We start from the raw sequence: 17,945 nt of genomic DNA, 5'->3' as shown, positions 1-17,945 counted from the left end.
GATGAACCTTGTAGGTGCGGCCATTGGCCTGATAGCCGGCGAGCAACTTGTTGACGATGTCAGGCTCGCCGGCAATGGCCATGAGCGTCGGGATCCAGTCATTGTGGCTCATCAACTCATTGGTGATGGTGCCGGCCTTGACGTGGCCCGGCCAGCGCACCAGGCAAGGGACACGGAAGGCTCCCTCCCAATTGGTATCTTTCTCGGAGCGGTAAGGCGTCATCGCGCCGTCGGGCCAGGTGTTCATGTGCGGGCCATTGTCGGTGGTGTAGACCACCAGCGTGTCGTTTGCGATCCCCATGTCGTCGAGCGCCTTGAGCAGACGCCCGACCGTTTCGTCGTGCTCGATCATGCCATCGATGTATTCGCTGTCGCCGTGGGTATAGCGGCCGCGGTGCTCGGGCCGCACATGGGTGCGCAGATGCATGCGGGTGGAATTGTACCAGACGAAGAACGGCCTGCCCGCCGCATGCTGCCGCTGCATGTAATCGATGGCCGCCACCGAGGTTTCGTCGTCGATGGTCTCCATGCGCTTGCGGGTGAGGGCGCCGGTGTCGACGATGACCTGCTTGCCGATCTTGCCGAAGCGCGGATCGACGGTCGGATCGTCGATGTCGGTCGCGGTGGTCTTCAGCACACCGCGCGGGCCGAACCTCTTGCGGTATTCAGGGTCCTTCGGATAGTCGGGCAGCTCCGGCTCTTCCTCGGCATTGAGGTGGTAGAGATTGCCGAAGAACTCGTCGAATCCGTTGACCGTGGGCAGCGTCTCGTTGCGGTCGCCCACGTGGTTCTTGCCGAACTGGCCGGTGGCATAGCCCATGCTTTTGAGAAGCCCGCCCACCGAGGGATCCTCCTGGCTCATGCCCATCGGGGCGCCCGGGAAGCCCACCTTGCTGAGGCCGGTGCGGATCACGTGCTGGCCGGTCAGAAAGGCCGCGCGCCCCGCGGTACAGCTCTGCTCGCCATAGTAATGCAGGAATCTCAGCCCTTCATTGGCGATGCGGTCGATGTTGGGCGTCTCATAGCCCATCACGCCATCGCTGTAGGCGCTGAGGTTCGTCGTGCCGATGTCATCGCCGAAGATCACCAGGATGTTGGGCTTGCCCTCCGCGGCTCCGGCCTGCTGCGGCGCGCAGGCCGCAACCGCTACGGTTGCAAGAACCAAGCCCAGCCGACACGCACCAAGACTTTTTGACAAGAACTGCATGAGAGCCTCCGCTGCCGACGCACCGGATATCTCTCAAGCATCATCTGTCGCACTGCACCTTGATCGCGGTCAACAACCAGGAGCCGCAGGGTCACCTCGCGCTCAACCAGATCGCGGCAAGACCGAGGAAAGCAAAGAAGCCGACGACGTCGGTGACAGTGGTAACGAAGGTGCCGGAGGCAACTGCAGGATCGATGTCGAACCGGTCAAGCGCCAGCGGCACGAGGATGCCGGCGAGAGCCGCGGCAAGCAGATTGATGACCATCGCCGCCCCGATGATCAGACCGAGCGTATCAGAACCGAACCACGCCCAGGCGAACACGCCCACGATCAGCGCAAACAGCAGGCCGTTGATCAGGCCGACGGCACATTCGCGCAGCGTGAAGCGCAGCGCATTGACTGGCGAGAGCGTGCGGGTGGCGAGCGCTCGCACCGCCACCGTCATGCTCTGGGTTCCGGCATTGCCGCCCATCGAGGCGACGATCGGCATCAGCACCGCCAGCGCCACCATCTGCTCGATGGTGGCCCCGAACAGCGAGATCACCCACGAGGCCAGCACGGCGGTGAGCAGATTGACGAACAGCCAGGCAAAGCGCGATCGCGTGGTGGCGGCAACCGAGTTGCCAATCGCCTCCTCCACGCCAACGCCGCCCAGATGCAGAAGCTGCCCGGCGGCCTCTTCCTGGATGACGTCAACGATGTCGTCCGCCATCAGCGTGCCGATCAGCCGGCCGCCGTCATCGGTCACGGCAGCGGAAACCAGATTGTACTTGTCGAAGCGGAAGGCCACGTCGTCCTGGGCATCGCCGGCCCGGAACACCGTCTGCTCGGTGTCCATGATCGCATCGATCTGCCTGTCGTCCGGGGCGCGAAGCAGCCGCGAGAGCGGAACGGTGCCCACCAGCCGCTTCGCCTCATCCACCACATAGACCTCGATGAACTGGTCGGGCAGGTCCTTCGAGCTGCGCACAAACTGCGTCGCCTGGCCCACCGTCCAGGTGTCCGGCACCGCGACAAATTCCGTCTTCATCAGGCGGCCGGCGGTGTCTTCGGGGTAATCCAGGGCGCGGGTCAGCGCCGCACGGTCTTCGCGCGGCACCCTTGCGAGGATCTCGCGCTGGTCGTCGCGCTCGAGATCCTCGATCAGATAGAGCGCGTCGTCGGTGTCGAGCTTCTTGATGGCCGAGGCGATCACCTCGTTGGGCAGCGCCTCCATGAGTTCATCGCGCACCCCCTCATCGAGCTCGGCCAGGGCCGCGGCATCGAAACCCCGGCCAAGCGCGGTGATCAGCCGGACCCGGTCGTCCTGGCCTAGCGCCTCGATGACGTCCGCGAGGTCAGCGGCGTGCAGATCCCGCGTGAGCTGGCGGACGGCGCGCGGCTCGCCGCCATCCAGCGCCTCGACGATGCGCGCGAGGAAGGCAGGGTCGATCACGCCCCAGTCGTCGCGGGTGGCCATGTGCTCATGCTCGGTCATGGCCCACCTCTCAATCGCATCCCGCGGCAGAGCGCAAGGCGAAAGCCAGCTCAGCATTCACGGACAGTGGCGCCGGGCCTCCGGGGCGTGTAGGACACCTTGGCCGGCGCGGGCGTGGCGGAACGGTAGACGCAGCGGACTTAAAATCCGCTTTCCGTATGGAAGTGAGGGTTCGACTCCCTCCGCCCGCACCACCCGCGCCATGAGGCCTTACAATCCCTGCCAGAAGGCGGCCATCTCCCACACCAGCGGCACGCCGGCCAGCACCATGAAGGGAAAGGTGATGCCAAGCGAGGACGTGAGATAGATCGACGGATTGGCCTCCGGGAAGGTGGCGCGCACCGCCGCAGGCGCGTCGATGTAGCTTGCCGAGGCCGCCACCGCGCCCAGCACGAAGGCCGAGCCCATCGGCAGCCCCACCAGCGTGGCAAGGCCGGTCACGATGAAGCCATTGACCATCGGCATGGCCAGACCAAAGACGAGCATGCGCCCGCCCACCTTGGCAAACTCCCTGAGGTGGCGGCTGGAAAACATGGTGCGGCCAAGAGGACTCGAACCTCCACGGTGTTACCCGCTAGCACCTCAAGCTAGTGCGTCTACCAATTCCGCCATGGCCGCGTGTCAAGTGATTGGTGGCGCGGTGTCTAACAGGCAGATCAGGGTGAATCAACCCCTTTGAGTCCGGCTGCGCGCAGCCCGTCTTGGTGAATGCTTCACTACGCCAACCGGCTGCATTTGCACGCCCGGATGAACGCGTCCTCAAAACCTCGGGCCTAGTGTGCGCCTCAACGACAGCGAATGAGGCTTCACATGCGGGTTCTGATCGTTCTGGGCTTGGCCCTTCTCCTGACCGTCCCGGTACCACAGTGCTTCGCGGCAGCCTCAGGGCGCGAGGCTCCACCCGTTCCGGACGGCCACGGCGGAGGTGCTGACGCCGCACTCGCACCCACCCTGCCGCCGGTAGGCTTCGTCGAGTTCTGCGCGCGCAACCCGGCACGGTGTTCACCCGCCGCAGCCGCCGGCCGCATCGCCATGTCCGAAGACCGGTGGCGGATGGTCTTCCGCCTCAACAGCCTCGTCAACGGGCAGATCGCGCCCGAGAGCGACCAGATCCTCTATGGCGAGGCCGAATACTGGGCCTATCCCACCGTGGCGGGCGATTGCGAGGACTATGTTCTCCTCAAGCAGCATTATCTCGAGCGGCTCGGCTTCCCCCGGTCGGGCCTGCTGATCACCGTGGTGCTGGACGAGGCCAATGAGGGCCATGCCGTGCTGACCCTCAGGACCGCCGAAGGCGATTTCGTTCTCGACAACCGGCACAATGCCATCCGCCGCATGTCTGACGCCGACTATACTTTCCTCAAGCGTCAGTCCGAGCGCGATCCGAGGCAATGGGTTTCGCTCATGCCTGGTGGCAAACTCGCCTCGGCGCAGCAACGCTGAACCGCCACCCGGCGGACACGGAAAGGACGGCCCGGTCGGCGTCCCCTCGCTATCCCCCAGACCGGGCTCCCAGGAGCCGGCGCAGCACCCCACCCTGTGCCGGCTCCGCCCATTTGCAGGATTTTTGCTAAAAAAATTGGATGCTCATTCAAATTCTTGTTCGTTCATTCAAAATCATACGTGTTTTTACTGACCTCACTACAGCTTATCCGGATGCCGACTCCTGAACTCGCGACCTAACATTGTAGAACGAGTTATGGTTAATCAAACATTCTCGACGAGGTGGAATCATGGATACCGTAAACAGCCGCAGCAGCTCAAGCTCATCAGTTTTCGAAGCCTCAACCAAAGACCCACAGCTGGCGATAAACGCGGCCATTGACGACATCGAGCGCCTTCTGGGCATTTACCAGAAGTCAGGTGGCGTGCTCGACCGGATGGAGGTGCTGACCGAGATCGAGGCCCTGCGCCGCTTCGTGCTGGTGCGCGGCGCGCTGATCAAGTGCCTCAAGCGGCCAGGCCGGCAGGACAGCAAGCCGATCGGGCGCCAGATCTGCGAGGCGCTCCAAGGCATGGTCGGCGATGTGCCAAATCTGGTGAAGACCTGCTCGCTGCAGGGCGCACGCAACATGGAGCGGGATACCCGCCGCGCCATCGCGTCGCTCAACTTCGTGGGCAGCCTCGATCCGTCTTTCCTCTGAAATCGATCTCTGTTCAATCGTTGGGAGAGCCCATCCCCGCGATGACGGCGAGCCGGACGAGCGAGGCCGTGTTGGAGATGCCGAGCTTCTGGAGCACATTGGCCCGGTGCGCCTCGACGGTGCGCTGACTGACGGAGAGGGCTTCGGCAATCTGCTTGCTTGAGCGCCCTGCCACGATGGCATCGACGATCTCGCTCTCGCGCTCGGTCAGCATGCGCAGCATCCGGCGCGCCTCGCGAATGCCGTCGGTGGCCTGGGCAGCCTTGCTCGCCTTCGAGAGTGCGGTCTCCAGAGCCTCGATCAGCGCTTCCGGTTCATAGGGTTTTTCGAGAAAGTCAGAAGCGCCAAGCTTCATGGCCTGAGTTGCCGTTCTGACATCGCCATAGCCCGTCAGCATGATCATCGGGAAGCTGTACCCTTCCTCGTCGAGGCGGGAGAGCAGCGTAGTGCCGAGTGAAGCTCCAAGATTGTAGTCAATCAGCGCACAGTCGACAGGCTGGCTGCGCGCCTGCACCAGCGCGCTGGCAGGATCGTAGCTCACGCAGGTGCGGTAGCCGGAGTTGCCGAGCATGACCGCAAGAGACTGTGCGAAGCCCCGGTCGTCATCAACGATCATGATTGTCTTGCCGTTCATGGGTAGGCGCCTTCCGTTGCAAGAGGAATGGTAAAGGTGAAGACAGCGCCACCTGCCTCCTGGTTGCGCCAGGAGAGCGAGCCGCCAAGCGTGGTGGCGATGCGCTGGCAGATGGCAAGGCCAAGCCCCATGCCACGATGGCTAGACTTGGAGAACGGACTGAACAAGGTTTCCGCCACCTCGGGGGCAACACCCCGGCCGAAGTCCGCCACCTCAATTGCGGCAATATCGCCGCGCGTGATGATCGACACCTCTGCCCCGGACCGGCCTGCTGCGGCCGAGGCGGACAGCGCGTTGTTGACCAGATTGACCAGCACCTGACCGACCAGCGGCAGCGAGCCCCTGACCCGCACATCGCCCGGCGCAGAATGAATGCTGACAGGCGGCAGGCTGCTGCCCATGCTCACCAGCTGGATCGATTCCTGCAGCGCTTCACGCAAATTGCAGGCGCCGGTCTCGTCGGCGTCCTGCGGCCCCAGCCGACGGAGATTGCGGATGATCTCGATGGCGCGATCAACCTCCTCGCACAGATGCGAGGCGATGGCGAGGTGCTCCTCGCTGCCCTCACGCAGCTTGAGGGATACGTTGAGCGCATGCGCATAATTGCGGATCGCGGCAAGCGGCTGGTTGACCTCATGCACGATCCCGCCGGAGACCGCCGCATAGGCCAGCAACCGCCCGACATCGGCCAGCCGTGCGGCGTATTCCGCCGAGCGCAGCGCCGCCTCCTCCTGCACCGTCACATCTGCGATCACCACGAGGCTTGCAAGACCGCCGGCGCCTTCATCCGGAATCACGGCGCGCCGCAGAAGAAAGTGCTGCGTGAGTTCCGCGCCCCTGACCTCCGCCCGCAGCGGCGGCTGCATGCCGGCCTCGTGCGGCGCGCACGGCCGGGACAGGCACGACTTGACCGACGCCAGCAGCCCGTCATCCGGCATGTCACCAATGCGCGCCCCAAGCCGGGCTGCCGAACCAAGAAGCGTCGCGGCGCGATCATTGGCGAAGACCACCGTGCCCTGCCTCGACACGCCGAGGATCGCCTCGTCGATGGCGTCGAGAATATTGCCCTGCATGGCCGACGCCGCGGCCAGCCTTGCTTCCGCCGAGCGCAATTCGAACACGTTCCGCATGAGCAGCAGCACGGGCACCACCAGCACCAGCAAGAGGATCCACAAAATGGTTATGGCGTTCGACAGGATCTTGTCATTCGCCGCACCGCTCGCTGCGCGGATTTCCCTCTCCGCGTTCAACAGGTCAATCATCAGCTTGCGGATGACCGGAGAGTCGTCCTGCAGCTGGCGAAGCAGGCTTGCCCTGCTGGCCGGATCATCTGGTCCGTCGAGCAGCTGCTCCGTGGCCTGCGCAGACTGCAGCAGTGCGGGCAGCACATCGCCATCGACACTCTCGCGCAGCTGGGCCAGCGCAGGTGAATCCCGCAACTCGATCACACGGCTGAGGTAGAGGTCTCCGCGCAGGGCGATCTCATCGGGTCTGGCGTCCGTTTCCGCAGCAAGCTGGAGCCGCTGATGCTCGAAGCCAAGCTGGTAGATCGTCCAGCGAGGGTCATCCTGGGGTGCCCGAAGGCGGTGGAGCTCAACCGACAGCGACACGACGGCAGCGCCGAGCAGCAGTATGATGATCAGCAACGCCAGCGACGGGACGTTCTTCCATCCGTCATAGGCTTCGGCCGGGTTGCTGGTCTTCGTCATCACGCCTTGGCCATTCCTACTTTACCGTGATGCGCGACACCTGCCACACCGATTGCGCATAGCGGGCCTCGGTCTCCAGCTCAGGCTGGGTCGTGAACGGAAAGACCACGAACAACGGCCCGCGCTCGCGCACGGACATGGTGGCACCATTGCGCTCATAGGCCAGCAAGATGTCATGGCGGCGGATATCGGCAATCGGGAGATCGGCCCGGTAATCATCAAGTGCGGTTATGGTCAGAACTGAACCGTTGGCACCGACATCATCAGCAAGATCGCGCAGCAGAACGCCACGATAGTGAACGAGGCCCTTGTCCCAGGGATTGCGAGTCTTGATGTCCCTTGCTGGCAGGGACTTGAGCGCAGCAAGATCGAAACGGACCTCAAATCGCCCGTCACAACCCTGGATGAGACCGTCAATGGTCAGGATGGCGGACTGAACGTCGATCTTCGGATGACAGGCTCCGGCAGGACTTGTGAACTGGGCTGGCAGGATGACAAGGGATGCAAGAACGATGAATGTCTTCAGCCACATGGACCCAGAACCAGCCTTCCCGGCCCATCCCTTGCCGAAGCAATTCATGGACCACGTATATTTGCGTAAGCGTTTGACGCTAAGTCGTCAGTGAAAACGATTGGTACAAATAAGCACAAATACGGAGACACTCAACGACAAACGAGTTCAATTCAGAAAAAAATTGCAAAAACGAAATTTGCTCAATCATAAATTGTATATAATGAGTAATCTAACGCTTACGTTAGCGTCACTTTGATTGGCCCTGAAGGTCCAGGAGGCCACCGGCATATCGCTGCCAGTTCCGAACATAGGATTCTGCAGATCGGGTAAGCCGCGCCGCACCTTCGGCGTCAATGGCTCCAACCACCTTCCCCGGCTGGCCCATGACGAGGGAGTTGTCCGGGATCACCTTGCCCTCGGTGATCAGCGCATTGGCGCCGATCAGGCAGTTGCTGCCGATGCGCGCCCGGTTCAGCACCACCGCCCCCATGCCGATCAAGGTATTGTCGCCGACAGCGCAGCCGTGGAGGATCGCCTTGTGGCCGATGGTGCAATTGCGGCCGATGACCAGTTCGAGGCCCGGATCGGTGTGGAGCACGGCTCCATCCTGCACGTTCGAGCCCTCGCCCAGCGTCATCCACTCATTGTCGCCACGGATCACCGCGCCAAACCAGACGCTGGCAAGCCGCGCGATCCTGACCTTTCCCACCACCACCGCCGTGGGGGCAATCCAGCATTCACCTCCCGGCGCGAGTTCCGGCGCGACGCCATCGAGAGCATAGAGCGGCATGCCGATCAGTCCTCGAGATCGAAATCCAGGATCGCCATGGAGAAGTTGTAGGACAGCTCGCCATCTTCCTCGTCGCGGAAGATCACGCCCACGAATTCCTCGCCGATATAGACCTCGGCCGAGTCGGACTTCTGCGGCCGCTTGCGCACGCTGATCGCGGGCAGCTCGAACTTCGCACGCAGGAACTTGGTGAGCTTGGTGATTTCTTCAGGCTTCAAGGGCGGCCTCCCGGCATTGGCAGAGCCGCCCCTCTAGACCTATTCCTCCGCAGCCGCAACCTGCTCCACATTGTGGTCCATGGCGCGGGCCGGCTCGGTGCAGCCGGCATAGCCCACGACCTTGGCCGGCACCCCCGCCACCGTGGTGTTGGCCGGTACGTCATGCAGCACGACCGAGCAGGCGGCGACGCGCGAGCAATGGCCGATCTCGATGTTGCCGAGGATCTTGGCCCCTGCCCCGACCAGCACGCCGCGCCGGATCTTCGGGTGACGGTCACCCGCCTCCTTGCCGGTGCCGCCCAGCGTCACGCCCTGCATGATCGAGACGTTGTCCTCGATCACGCAGGTCTCGCCGATCACGATGTCATGGCCATGGTCGACCATGATGCCCTTGCCGATGCGGGCGCCCGGGTGAATGTCGATCGACGTGATCACCGAGAGGCGGCTCTGCAGGTAATAGGCGAAGTCGCGCCGTCCGATGTGCCAGAGCCGGTGTGCCATGCGCTGTGTCTGGATCGCCTGTTAGCCTTTGAAGTAAAGCACCGGATCGATGTAGCGGTGGCAGGCCGGATCGCGGTCGAAGGTGGCGATGATGTCGGCGCGGGCTGCGTGGCCGATCTCCGGCTCAGCCGCCATGGCGTCGCGGAAGGCATGCAGGATCAGGTCGGCGCCGATATCGGCGTTGCCGAGGCGCTGGGCCAGCCGGTGGGCGAGCGCCTCCTCGAAGCTGTCATGGTTGAGGATCAGCGAGAAGATGAAGCCGCCAAGTGCGGGCTCCTGGCGGGTGATCTCATCGGCCTCGGCCCGGATTCGAGTCCACACCGGATCGAGTTTTTCCACCGACTGGGTCTTGGCTGACTGACGCATGGTTCGCTCCTGCACTTGGACATTATAGCACAGGCCACCCGACAAGTGTATCCCACCACACATCATTGTAGCCCGTGCCGGGCTGGCCTATTGATCCGTGATGACCCCGTTCGCCTCACCATCTCCTTTCATCCAGGCTTTCGCCGACGGTTCGACGGCGTGGCTCGTTCTCAACCGGCCGGAGCGAAGGAATGCGCTCAATGCCGAGATGTGGGCCGCCATTCCACCCATCATCAAGACGCTCGACGAGAGCCCCGGCGTGCGGGTGATCGTCATCAGGGGTGCAGGGGCGGAGGCCTTCGCGGCGGGGGCTGACATCTCGGAATTCGGCGAGAGCCGCAACGATGCCGAGGCCGCCGCGCGCTATGAGCAGCTGAACGGCGCTGCCTTCGCCGCCATCCGCGGCTGCGCGAAGCCGGTGATCGCCATGATCCATGGTTTCTGCATCGGCGGCGGGCTGGCGCTGGCGCTGGCCGCCGATCTGCGCATCGCGCACAGCGCCGCCCTGTTCGCGCTGCCGCCGGCCCGGCTGGGTCTTGCCTATCCGCTGGACGGGATCAGGGACCTGGTCGCCACCGTGGGCGCCGCCGCCGCCAAGGAGATGATCTTCACCGCCCGGCGCTTGTCGGCGGAGGAGGCGCTGCGTCTGAGGCTCGTCAGCCGGGTTGCCGCCGACCTCGAAGCGGAAACCGCGGCGCTCTGCGCCGAAATCGCCGCCGGCGCGCCCCTCACCATAACCCACGCCAAACGCGCCATCGACCTGATCGCCGGGCGGCCCGGCCATGTGGATGAAGCGGAGGTCTCGGCCCTCGCGGCGCACTGCTTCGACAGCGCGGACTATGCCGAAGGCCGCGCTGCATTTCTGGAGAAGCGAAAACCGGTGTTCAGGGGCGCTTAGTCAAGAAACGCCAGCACCGCCTGTTTGAAGCCGCTGTCGCCCACCGCGTTCATGTGGTTGCGGCCGGGCAGCGTCATCCCCGCAGCGCCGGGAATGGCGCTGACCAGCGTGGGAACATCGCCCGCCACGTCATCTTTGTCGCCGGCCACCACCAGCACCGGCACCCGGATCGTGGCCAGCTCCTCCGGCGTAATCTTCTGGCGTGACGCGCGGATGCAGGCGGCAAGCGCCTTGAGGTCGCTTTTCGTCTGTTCGGCAAAGACGCGAAACGCCCTTGCGCCGGGATCTGCCACCGCCGCGCGGCTGGGGGCTTCCAGCGCCCGGGCAATGGCCTCCGCCCCGCCCACCCCGGTGATCATCCGGGAGGCAAGCCCCGCCAGCACCACCCGGCGCAACCGATCCGGATGGTTGATGGCCAAGAGCGCCGCCACCCGCGCGCCCATCGAATAGCCCATGACATCCGCCACCGGGATTTCGAGGTGGTCCAGCAGCCGGCGCGCGTCCTCGGCCATGGCGGCGGCGCTGTAGAGGGCTGACTCATAGAGCTTGTCGCTGGCGCCATGGCCACGGTGATCGAAGGTGATGACCCGCCGCCCGGAACCGGTGAGCGTCTTCACCCAGCCCGTATCCCACCAGTTGACGCGGCCGGTTGAGGCAAAACCGTGGATCAGCAGCACGGGCGGGCCATCTCCGGCGGTCTCGTAGGCGATCGTCACACCGCACGAACTGAAGTTTTGCATGCCGGGCAAGATATGCTAATCGGCCGCTTTCTCAAGCAGTTCGAGGTTGCCATGGCATCGGGCACGACACCGCACTTCCAGAACCAGATGGGCCTGCCGATGATCGAGATCGGGGCACGTGAATTCATGTGCATCGGGGCGCTGCCACCCTTCGACCACCCGCATGTGTTCATCGACATGGGCACAGAGAGTGAAACTGTGTGCCCTTACTGCTCCACGCTCTATCGCCACAACCCCAAGCTCGGGGCAGAGCAAGCGGTTCCGCCCCAGGCCGCCTGGGCAGATCAGGCTGCCTGAGGGCATCACCATACGTGATTTCCGCGCGGGCGATGAGGCAGGCCTCGTTGCCGTGCTGCGTGATCTGCATCGCCATGAAAACCAAATCTACGACCGCAGCCGTCCGGCAGACACCATGGGCGCGTCGTACATCGATCATCTCAAACAGGAAACCGCCAAGGCCCAAGGCCGCATCCTGGTGGCCGAAGGGCCCGCTGGCATCGTGGGCTATGCCTCGTTCCATGCCGTGGTGTCGTCGGAAGATGAGCAGGACGAAATCCCCTATAGCCATTCCTATGTCGGCGATCTTGGCGTGCTGGCTTCATGCCGCAGCCAGGGCATTGGCGGCGCCCTTCTCGAGGCCTGTGAGGCGCTGGCCCGCCAAGCGGGGCAGCGCTGGCTGCGGCTCAGCGTGCTGGCTGGCAATGACCGCGCCCGCGCCTTCTACCAGCGCCATGGCCTGCAAGAGCACCTGATCACCCTGGAGAAAAGGCTCTGATGGCGGAGAGCCTGCCGCTTGCCGAGGCCCGGCGCGTGGCCCTGGCGGCGCAGGGCTTCACCGGCTCTCACCGTGGCGCGAGGCCCGGCTGGAAAAGGATGGAGGCCGCACTCCGCCGCCTGCATCTCCTGCAGATCGACAGCGTCAATGTTGTCACCCGCGCGCATTACCTGCCGCTTTACTCCCGGCTCGGTCCCTATGCGCAGGCCATGCTCGACGAACGGAGTTTCGGGCAGACCAAGCGCGCGCTGTTCGAATGCTGGGCGCATGAGGCAAGCCTGCTGCCGTTGGACCTGCACCCGCTGATGCGCTGGCGCATGGCGCGGGCGCGCGCCGGTGAGGGCACCTATCAGCAGATGAACCGGTTCGGCAGGCAGGAGCGGCGCTATCTGCGAGAGGTGCTCGAGTTCGTCATCCGCACCGGCCCGACCGGGGCCAGTGACGTGCCGGGCGGCGGCAAGGCGGAGGGCGGCTGGTGGGGCTGGTCGCGGGGGAAACTCGCGCTGGAGACGCTGTTCGACCAGGGCCTTCTCACCGCCGCCACGCGGCGCGGCTTCGAACGGCTCTATGATGTTCCCGAACGGGTGATCCCGGCCGATATTCTGGACCTTCCAACCCCCGGCGAAGCAGACGCGATCCGCCAGCTGATGGCTTTGTCGGCGGAGGCGCTGGGCATCGCCACGGAGGCCGATCTGCGTGACTATTTCCGCCTGCCACTGGCCGAGTCGCGGAAGGCGCTTGCCGAACTGGTCGAGGAAGGAACGCTGGTTTCCACCGCCGTCGAGGGCTGGACGCAGAAGGCCTATCTCCACCGCGAGGCCAGGCTGCCAAAGCGGGCCGGCGGCCAGGCGCTGCTCTCGCCCTTCGACCCGCTGGTGTGGGAGCGGTCACGCGCCGAACGGCTGTTCGGCTTCCGCTACCGGCTCGAAATCTACACGCCCGCCAACCGCCGCATCCATGGCTATTACGTGCTGCCGTTCCTTGAGGGCGAGCGGCTCACCGCGCGCGTCTGCCTCAAGGCCGATCGCCAGGCCGGCCTGTTGCGGGTCAACGCCGCACATGCCGAGCGCGAGGCCGATGCTGCCGAAACAGCCCGGGCGCTGATGGCCGAGCTTCGCCTGATGGCGGGCTGGCTGGGCCTCGAGCGGCCGGTCATTTCCCGGCGCGGCAATCTCGCACGGGCTCTCAGCGCTGCTGCACAGCGCCCGGCTTGACCCGTGTCCTTCAGATTACCCCTTCCGCCAAGAGCTCCTCGGCTGCCTTGACAATGGCCCGCCTGAGCGTCTCGACGATGAAATCCACCTCGGCCATGGTGATGGTGAGTGGCGGTGACAGAACGTCGAGGTGGCCGATCGGCCGCACCAGAAGTCCCATCTCCTCGCAGGCGTTCGAGATGCGCTTCGAGATGTTGACGCTGTCGGGGAGCTTTTCGCGGCTGGCCTTGTCCTTCACATATTCAACGCACATCATCAGACGGCGGCCGCGCACATCGCCCACAATCGGCAGCTGCTTCAGCTCTGCCAGGCGCTGCTCGAGATAGTCGCCCACCCGCGCGGCATTGCCGCAGAGATCCTCGCGCTCAATGATCTCGATGTTCTTGAGCGCCACTGCGCAGGCAACCGGATGACCCGAATAGGTATAGCCATGGGTGAACCACGCATCCGGATCGGGCGCCGAGATCGTGTCATGGATCGCATCGGAATAGATCACCGCCGAGAGCGGGATGTATCCGGAGGTCAGCCCCTTGGCCGATATGATGATGTCCGGGATGATGCCGAACTCGTCCTGGCTCGCGAACATGTGGCCAAGCCGCCCAAAGGCCGTGACGATCTCATCGGCGATGAACAGGATGCCGTGGCGCGTGCAGAGTTCACGCATGCGTGGCAGGTAGTTGGGCGGCGGCATGCACACCCCGCCCGAGGCCTGGGCGGGCTCGGCGATGAAACAGGCGATGTTCTCTGCGCCCAGCTCTGCGATCTTGCCGGCAAACTCATCCACCAGGAAATCGCTGAAGGCTTCGAGGCTCATGCCCTCCGGCCTACGGTAGGGATAGGGTGCGGAGAGGTGATGCACGAGATCGGGGATGTATTTGAAATGGGGTGACTGGTCGCCGTCGCGCAGGCCCACCGTCATGCCGAGATAGGTTGAGCCGTGATAGGAATTCCTGCGTGAGATCACATAGCGGCGCTGGGGCTCGCGACGCCGCGACTGATAGTAGTGCGCCAGCCGGATGGCCGTATCGATGGCGCAGGAGCCCGAGGTTGCGTAGGCCACGTGGTTGAGGTTCCCGGGCGCCAGCGCCGCAAGTTTTGCGGCAAGGCGCGCAGCAGGCGCATTGGTGACGTCAACGAAGGTCGTCGAGTAGCACAGCTGGAGGGCCTGCTCCGCCATGGTCTCGGCAATCTCCCTGCGGCCATAGCCCGCATTCACGCACCACATGCCACCGATGCCGTCGAAATAACGTCGGCCGTTGACGTCCGTCACATAGCAGCCCTCGCCCTCCACCAGGACAAGCGAACCATCCTGCCGGAAACTGTCGAAATGGGTGTAGGGGTGCAGCACATGGTCATGATCCTGCTGCCAGAGCTCGCGGGCGTTGAAGCGATTGCTGACCTGATGCAACACGAAGGGGCTCCCGTCTGCTTATTGAATGCTCATTCAATAGCCCAATCAGCCCCTCTCTGCCAGCCCAGCAGATTTCTCCTGAAAAATCAGACCAATAGAGCTCGTCGCCGGGTAATGTGGCTTTCCACAGCCCGCACCAGCCGGTCGCACCCTGCATCCGATACGACCAGAGACAACGCCATGAATCCGCGTTCGGCGATGTAGATGCCCTGCTCGAGGAGGTCGAGGAACAGCAGCTGCCTCAGGCGTTTGTCAATGCCGTCGAGGTCCTCGGGGCGGGTGATAGCCCCCGCCGCCGGGTGGAGCGCGATCATAGAGCCCTGCCCCGTCGCGCTCATCCGCACCTGGTAGCGCATGAACAGCTCGTTCAGGGCTTCGCGCAGGCGGTCGCCGCGGGCATTGAGCTGCTCGCAGACCGCAGGAGTGAAGATCCGGGTCATCGCCACGCCGCCCACCGTCATGGTGAGCGTGTTGTTGTTGAAGGTTCCAGCATGCGGCAGAGCATCCGGCCTTCGCGGGTCGAACAGCTCCATGATCTCGCGCCGGCCACCGAAGGCTCCGAAGCTCATGCCGCCGCCGACGTATTTTCCGAGCGTCTTGAGGTCAGGCTCGATGCCCAGCCTGGCCGACAGACCACCCGGATGCAGGCGCGAGGTCATCACCTCGTCAAAGACCAGCACGATGCCGCGCCGCGCAGTCTCCTCACGCAGCATGGCAATGAAAGCGGGATCGGCCGGAATGCAGCCGCCACCACCCAGCATCGGCTCGAGGATCACCGCCGCCAGCTCGTCAGCATGCGCGGCAATCAGCCGGCGCGTGCCTTCGATGTCATTGTAGTGGCCCAGCACGCAGTCGAAGGGGGCATTCACCGGCGAGGCGCCATGGCTGAAATAGAGCGTCCCGCCATGATAACCGCCCTGCATCGGCATGATCCTGCCGCGGCCGGTGAAACAGCGCGCTGCCGAGAGCGCCATCATGTTGGCTTCGGTGCCGGAATTGGTGAAGCGAACGAGATCGAGGCCGAAGCGGCGTGTCACCACTTCGGCCAGTGCAATTTCAGCGCCGTGGTGCGCGCCGAAATTGAGGCCGGAGTCCAGCGCCGAGCGCGCCGCCTCGAGAATGACCGGATGGGAATGGCCATAGAGCCCGGCGGAATACTCGCCGAGAAAGTCGAGATAGGTGAGCCCGTCGGCATCGGTGATCTCGGCCCCTGCGGCATGCTCAACCCGTAGCGGAAAGGGCGAGGTGAACAGCACCGTGCGGGTGTTGCCGCCCGGCATCACCGCCGTGGCGCGCTCATGCAGGGCAAGGCTCTTGGGATGGCGTGCGGCGAAGGCGGCGCTGGCCTCCGCCAGGGCCTCATCGATGCGTGTCGAGCGCTCGGCCGCCGTCATGGCGAGTCAGGCCGTCGCCTTGTCGCCGATCGGCGGCGCAAAGGTCAGGTGCATGTCCCAGGGCAGATAGATCCAGGTGTCCTGGCTCACCTCGGTGATGAAGGTATCGACCAGCGGCCGGCCGGCGGGCTTGGCATAGACGGTCGCGAAATGGGCCTTGGGCAGCATCTCGCGCACCACCCGCGCCGTGGCACCCGTGTCGACCAGGTCATCGACGATCAGCACGCCCGCCCCACCCTCGCTGCCCGCAACCTGCGCGCCGATGCCCTTGAGCACCTCGATTTCGCCCTGCCGGTCATATTCGTAGGAGGCCACGCACACAGTTTCGATCACCCGGATGCCGAGTTCTCGCGCCACCACCGCGGCTGGAACCAGGCCGCCACGGGTCACCGCCACCACCGCCCAGAACGGGCCTGCCCCCGACAGCCGCCAGGCCAGTGCGCGCGCATCACGGTGGAACTGGTCCCATGACACGGGAAAACTCTTCTGCCATTTCTCGTCCATCATCGCCCCCCAGCTTTTCTCGTCTTATGCCCGCTGAACGCGGGCGCGGCAACGCTCACGACCAGCCACGCGCCTTGCCCTGCCCCGTCAGTTCCTCGGCCATGCGGCAGACCGCGGCATGGGCCTCCTCAAGCGCTGCCACGTCACGCGAACGCAGAACCAGATTGGTGGCAAAGCCATCCGGCGCCTGAAACGGATAGGACCCGATGACCACGCCTGGAAACGCCTTCTGGATCTCGCCGAGCGGCTTTGCGGCATCGCCTTCGCCGCCGCGGAACTCGACATTGCGCGACTGCATCGGAACGCCGCGGGTCAGCCGCCTCGCCACATCCTCCATCATGGCATTCATGATCTTCGGCACACCCGCCATCACGAAGACGTTGCCAATCTGGAAGCCCGGCGCCCTGGATACCGGATTGTCGATCAGACTCGCGCCCTCCGGAATGCGCGCCATGCGCATCCGGGCCTCGTTGGGCTCGCGGCCGATTTCGTTGAAATAGGCCAGCAGGATCTCGACCGCCCGTGGATCATGCTCGATCGGCACGCCAAACGCCCGGGCCACCGCATCGGCGGTGATGTCGTCATGGGTCGGGCCAATGCCTCCGGTGGTGAAGACATAGCTGTAGCGCTGGCGCAGGGCATTGAGGGCCGCCACGATGTCATCCTGCGTGTCGGCCACCACGCGGGCCTCCTTGAGGTCAATGCCCATCGCCGTCAGCATGTCGGCGATGAACCCCAGGTTCTTGTCCTTGGTCCTGCCCGAGAGGATCTCATCCCCGATCAGCAGGACGGCTGCCGTTGGTTGCTCGTCGGTCATGCGCTGCACTCCCAGGCCTCGGCATGGCTGTGCCACCAGGCTCCGGGGCTGTCAATGCAGCGGGGTGTTGAGCCTTGCATGGGCAGGCGCGGGGCATTATCTCGGAACACTGGAAAGGCAGCGGTTGAGGCTGACGGTCGATCCTGTAGACTTGGATTTTATCGAAACATGCCGCAGGCCTTCCAAGGCCCGGCTCTGGATGACGTGCTGAATGACCTACGCTGCTGCCGATGACGTGACCTCGCCCCGCTCGACCCGCATCAAGCTGCATGGGCCAGCCGATTTCGAAGCCATGCGCAAGGCCGGACGGCTGACGGCGGAAGCCCTCGACCTGCTGGTGCCACTGGTCAAGCCGGGTGTCACCACCGAGGAACTCGACCGTGTCATCGTCAACTTCGCGAGAGACCACAAGGTCATTCCGGCGCCCTACAATTACAAGGGCTATCCGAAGTCGATCTGCACCTCGATCAATCACGTGGTGTGCCACGGCATTCCGAATGATAAACCGCTCCTCGAGGGCGACATCGTCAACATCGACGTGACCCTGATCGTCGATGGCTGGCATGGCGATTCGAGCCGCATGTATCCGGTGGGCCAGATCAACCGCAAGGCCGAGCGGCTGATCGAGGTGA

Annotated in this window: 20 protein-coding genes, 2 tRNA genes and 1 pseudogene; 8 read left to right on the top strand and 15 right to left on the bottom strand. The window is 64.2% G+C overall.

Going from position 1 to position 17,945, the window contains the following annotated elements; all coding sequences use genetic code 11:
• Both ACILRN_RS08325 and mgtE read right to left on the bottom strand, forming a co-directional pair.
• Positions 1 to 1,207: sulfatase-like hydrolase/transferase (locus ACILRN_RS08325; protein WP_395687267.1), on the bottom strand; the 1,207-nt coding region annotated here is incomplete at its 3' end.
• 91 nt (positions 1,208 to 1,298) lie between these two features.
• Positions 1,299 to 2,684, bottom strand: a complete 1,386-nt coding sequence (gene mgtE / locus ACILRN_RS08320; RefSeq protein ID WP_395687265.1) for a magnesium transporter — start codon at positions 2,682 to 2,684, stop codon at positions 1,299 to 1,301.
• Positions 2,685 to 2,792: 108 nt separating this feature from the next.
• On the opposite strand from mgtE, the gene ACILRN_RS08315 reads away from it, so the two are divergent.
• Positions 2,793 to 2,878, top strand: a tRNA-Leu gene (locus ACILRN_RS08315).
• Positions 2,879 to 2,894: 16 nt separating this feature from the next.
• On the opposite strand, the gene ACILRN_RS08310 is transcribed toward ACILRN_RS08315, so the two are convergent.
• Both ACILRN_RS08310 and ACILRN_RS08305 read right to left on the bottom strand, forming a co-directional pair.
• A complete protein-coding gene (locus ACILRN_RS08310; protein WP_395687263.1) occupies positions 2,895 to 3,218 on the bottom strand; it encodes a sodium-dependent bicarbonate transport family permease in 324 nt (107 codons plus the stop codon).
• Positions 3,218 to 3,302: transfer RNA gene (locus ACILRN_RS08305), tRNA-Leu, on the bottom strand. Before ACILRN_RS08305 ends, ACILRN_RS08310 begins: the two co-directional genes overlap by 1 nt.
• A gap of 192 nt (positions 3,303 to 3,494) precedes the next feature.
• Here ACILRN_RS08305 and ACILRN_RS08300 point away from each other — a divergent pair.
• The gene (locus tag ACILRN_RS08300) at positions 3,495 to 4,127 is read left to right on the top strand and encodes a transglutaminase-like cysteine peptidase (RefSeq protein ID WP_395687261.1); all 633 of its coding nucleotides are present in this window, start codon (positions 3,495 to 3,497) and stop codon (positions 4,125 to 4,127) included.
• Between the two features lie 290 nt (positions 4,128 to 4,417).
• On the top strand, positions 4,418 to 4,828 hold the full coding sequence (locus ACILRN_RS08295) for a hypothetical protein (RefSeq protein ID WP_395687260.1): 411 nt from the start codon (positions 4,418 to 4,420) through the stop codon (positions 4,826 to 4,828).
• A gap of 13 nt (positions 4,829 to 4,841) precedes the next feature.
• Here the strand turns inward: ACILRN_RS08295 and ACILRN_RS08290 are convergent, their stop codons facing one another.
• The 6 genes and pseudogenes from ACILRN_RS08290 to cysE all read right to left on the bottom strand — a co-directional run bounded on the left by ACILRN_RS08290 (position 4,842) and on the right by cysE (position 9,560).
• Positions 4,842 to 5,462: a response regulator transcription factor gene (locus ACILRN_RS08290; protein ID WP_395687258.1), complete on the bottom strand. Its 621-nt coding sequence runs from the start codon at positions 5,460 to 5,462 to the stop codon at positions 4,842 to 4,844.
• The gene (locus tag ACILRN_RS08285; protein ID WP_395687256.1) at positions 5,459 to 7,171 is read right to left on the bottom strand and encodes an ATP-binding protein; all 1,713 of its coding nucleotides are present in this window, start codon (positions 7,169 to 7,171) and stop codon (positions 5,459 to 5,461) included. Before ACILRN_RS08285 ends, ACILRN_RS08290 begins: the two co-directional genes overlap by 4 nt.
• Positions 7,172 to 7,187: 16 nt before the next feature.
• The gene (locus ACILRN_RS08280; protein WP_395687254.1) at positions 7,188 to 7,703 is read right to left on the bottom strand and encodes a molybdopterin-dependent oxidoreductase; all 516 of its coding nucleotides are present in this window, start codon (positions 7,701 to 7,703) and stop codon (positions 7,188 to 7,190) included.
• 229 nt (positions 7,704 to 7,932) lie between these two features.
• A complete protein-coding gene (locus tag ACILRN_RS08275) occupies positions 7,933 to 8,475 on the bottom strand; it encodes a gamma carbonic anhydrase family protein (protein ID WP_395687253.1) in 543 nt (180 codons plus the stop codon).
• Between the two features lie 5 nt (positions 8,476 to 8,480).
• Positions 8,481 to 8,693: a DUF3126 family protein gene (locus tag ACILRN_RS08270; RefSeq protein WP_395687252.1), complete on the bottom strand. Its 213-nt coding sequence runs from the start codon at positions 8,691 to 8,693 to the stop codon at positions 8,481 to 8,483.
• 39 nt (positions 8,694 to 8,732) lie between these two features.
• A pseudogene (gene cysE, locus ACILRN_RS08265) lies at positions 8,733 to 9,560 on the bottom strand (serine O-acetyltransferase).
• Positions 9,561 to 9,660: 100 nt separating this feature from the next.
• Here cysE and ACILRN_RS08260 point away from each other — a divergent pair.
• The gene (locus tag ACILRN_RS08260; protein WP_395687270.1) at positions 9,661 to 10,458 is read left to right on the top strand and encodes an enoyl-CoA hydratase; all 798 of its coding nucleotides are present in this window, start codon (positions 9,661 to 9,663) and stop codon (positions 10,456 to 10,458) included.
• Here ACILRN_RS08260 and ACILRN_RS08255 read toward each other — a convergent pair.
• Positions 10,455 to 11,198: an alpha/beta fold hydrolase gene (locus ACILRN_RS08255; protein ID WP_395687250.1), complete on the bottom strand. Its 744-nt coding sequence runs from the start codon at positions 11,196 to 11,198 to the stop codon at positions 10,455 to 10,457. The two genes, ACILRN_RS08260 and ACILRN_RS08255, sit on opposite strands and share 4 nt — an antisense overlap.
• A gap of 51 nt (positions 11,199 to 11,249) precedes the next feature.
• Here ACILRN_RS08255 and ACILRN_RS08250 point away from each other — a divergent pair, with 51 nt between their 5' ends.
• The 3 genes from ACILRN_RS08250 to ACILRN_RS08240 are packed head-to-tail and all read left to right on the top strand — an operon-like array spanning position 11,250 to position 13,187.
• Positions 11,250 to 11,495, top strand: a complete 246-nt coding sequence (locus ACILRN_RS08250; RefSeq protein WP_395687268.1) for a zinc-finger domain-containing protein — start codon at positions 11,250 to 11,252, stop codon at positions 11,493 to 11,495.
• Positions 11,496 to 11,547: 52 nt separating this feature from the next.
• Positions 11,548 to 11,973 carry a GNAT family N-acetyltransferase gene (locus tag ACILRN_RS08245; protein WP_395687248.1) on the top strand — a complete coding sequence of 142 codons (426 nt, stop codon included), beginning with the start codon at positions 11,548 to 11,550 and terminating at the stop codon, positions 11,971 to 11,973.
• A complete protein-coding gene (locus tag ACILRN_RS08240) occupies positions 11,973 to 13,187 on the top strand; it encodes a winged helix-turn-helix domain-containing protein (RefSeq protein WP_395687246.1) in 1,215 nt (404 codons plus the stop codon). The genes ACILRN_RS08245 and ACILRN_RS08240 overlap by 1 nt, the downstream gene beginning before the upstream one ends.
• 10 nt (positions 13,188 to 13,197) lie before the next feature.
• Here the strand turns inward: ACILRN_RS08240 and ACILRN_RS08235 are convergent, their stop codons facing one another.
• The 4 genes from ACILRN_RS08235 to ACILRN_RS08220 all read right to left on the bottom strand — a co-directional run bounded on the left by ACILRN_RS08235 (position 13,198) and on the right by ACILRN_RS08220 (position 17,313).
• Complete coding sequence (locus tag ACILRN_RS08235) at positions 13,198 to 14,598, bottom strand: aminotransferase (protein WP_395687244.1); 1,401 nt, start codon at positions 14,596 to 14,598, stop codon at positions 13,198 to 13,200.
• Between the two features lie 86 nt (positions 14,599 to 14,684).
• On the bottom strand, positions 14,685 to 15,992 hold the full coding sequence (locus tag ACILRN_RS08230) for an aspartate aminotransferase family protein (protein WP_395687242.1): 1,308 nt from the start codon (positions 15,990 to 15,992) through the stop codon (positions 14,685 to 14,687).
• A gap of 6 nt (positions 15,993 to 15,998) precedes the next feature.
• Entirely contained in the window at positions 15,999 to 16,499 is a 501-nt protein-coding gene (gpt, locus tag ACILRN_RS08225; protein WP_395687240.1) for a xanthine phosphoribosyltransferase, read from the bottom strand.
• A gap of 52 nt (positions 16,500 to 16,551) precedes the next feature.
• Positions 16,552 to 17,313, bottom strand: coding sequence for a competence/damage-inducible protein A (locus tag ACILRN_RS08220; protein WP_395687238.1), 762 nt, complete (start codon positions 17,311 to 17,313; stop codon positions 16,552 to 16,554).
• Positions 17,314 to 17,524: 211 nt separating this feature from the next.
• Here ACILRN_RS08220 and ACILRN_RS08215 point away from each other — a divergent pair.
• A partial coding sequence (locus tag ACILRN_RS08215) for a M24 family metallopeptidase (RefSeq protein ID WP_395687237.1) occupies positions 17,525 to 17,945 on the top strand: 421 nt, incomplete at its 3' end.

This window comes from Aestuariivirga sp., assembly GCF_044238155.1.
Classification (GTDB): domain Bacteria; phylum Pseudomonadota; class Alphaproteobacteria; order Rhizobiales; family Aestuariivirgaceae; genus Aestuariivirga.
This window is presented reverse-complemented; position numbering and strand designations above follow the sequence as displayed.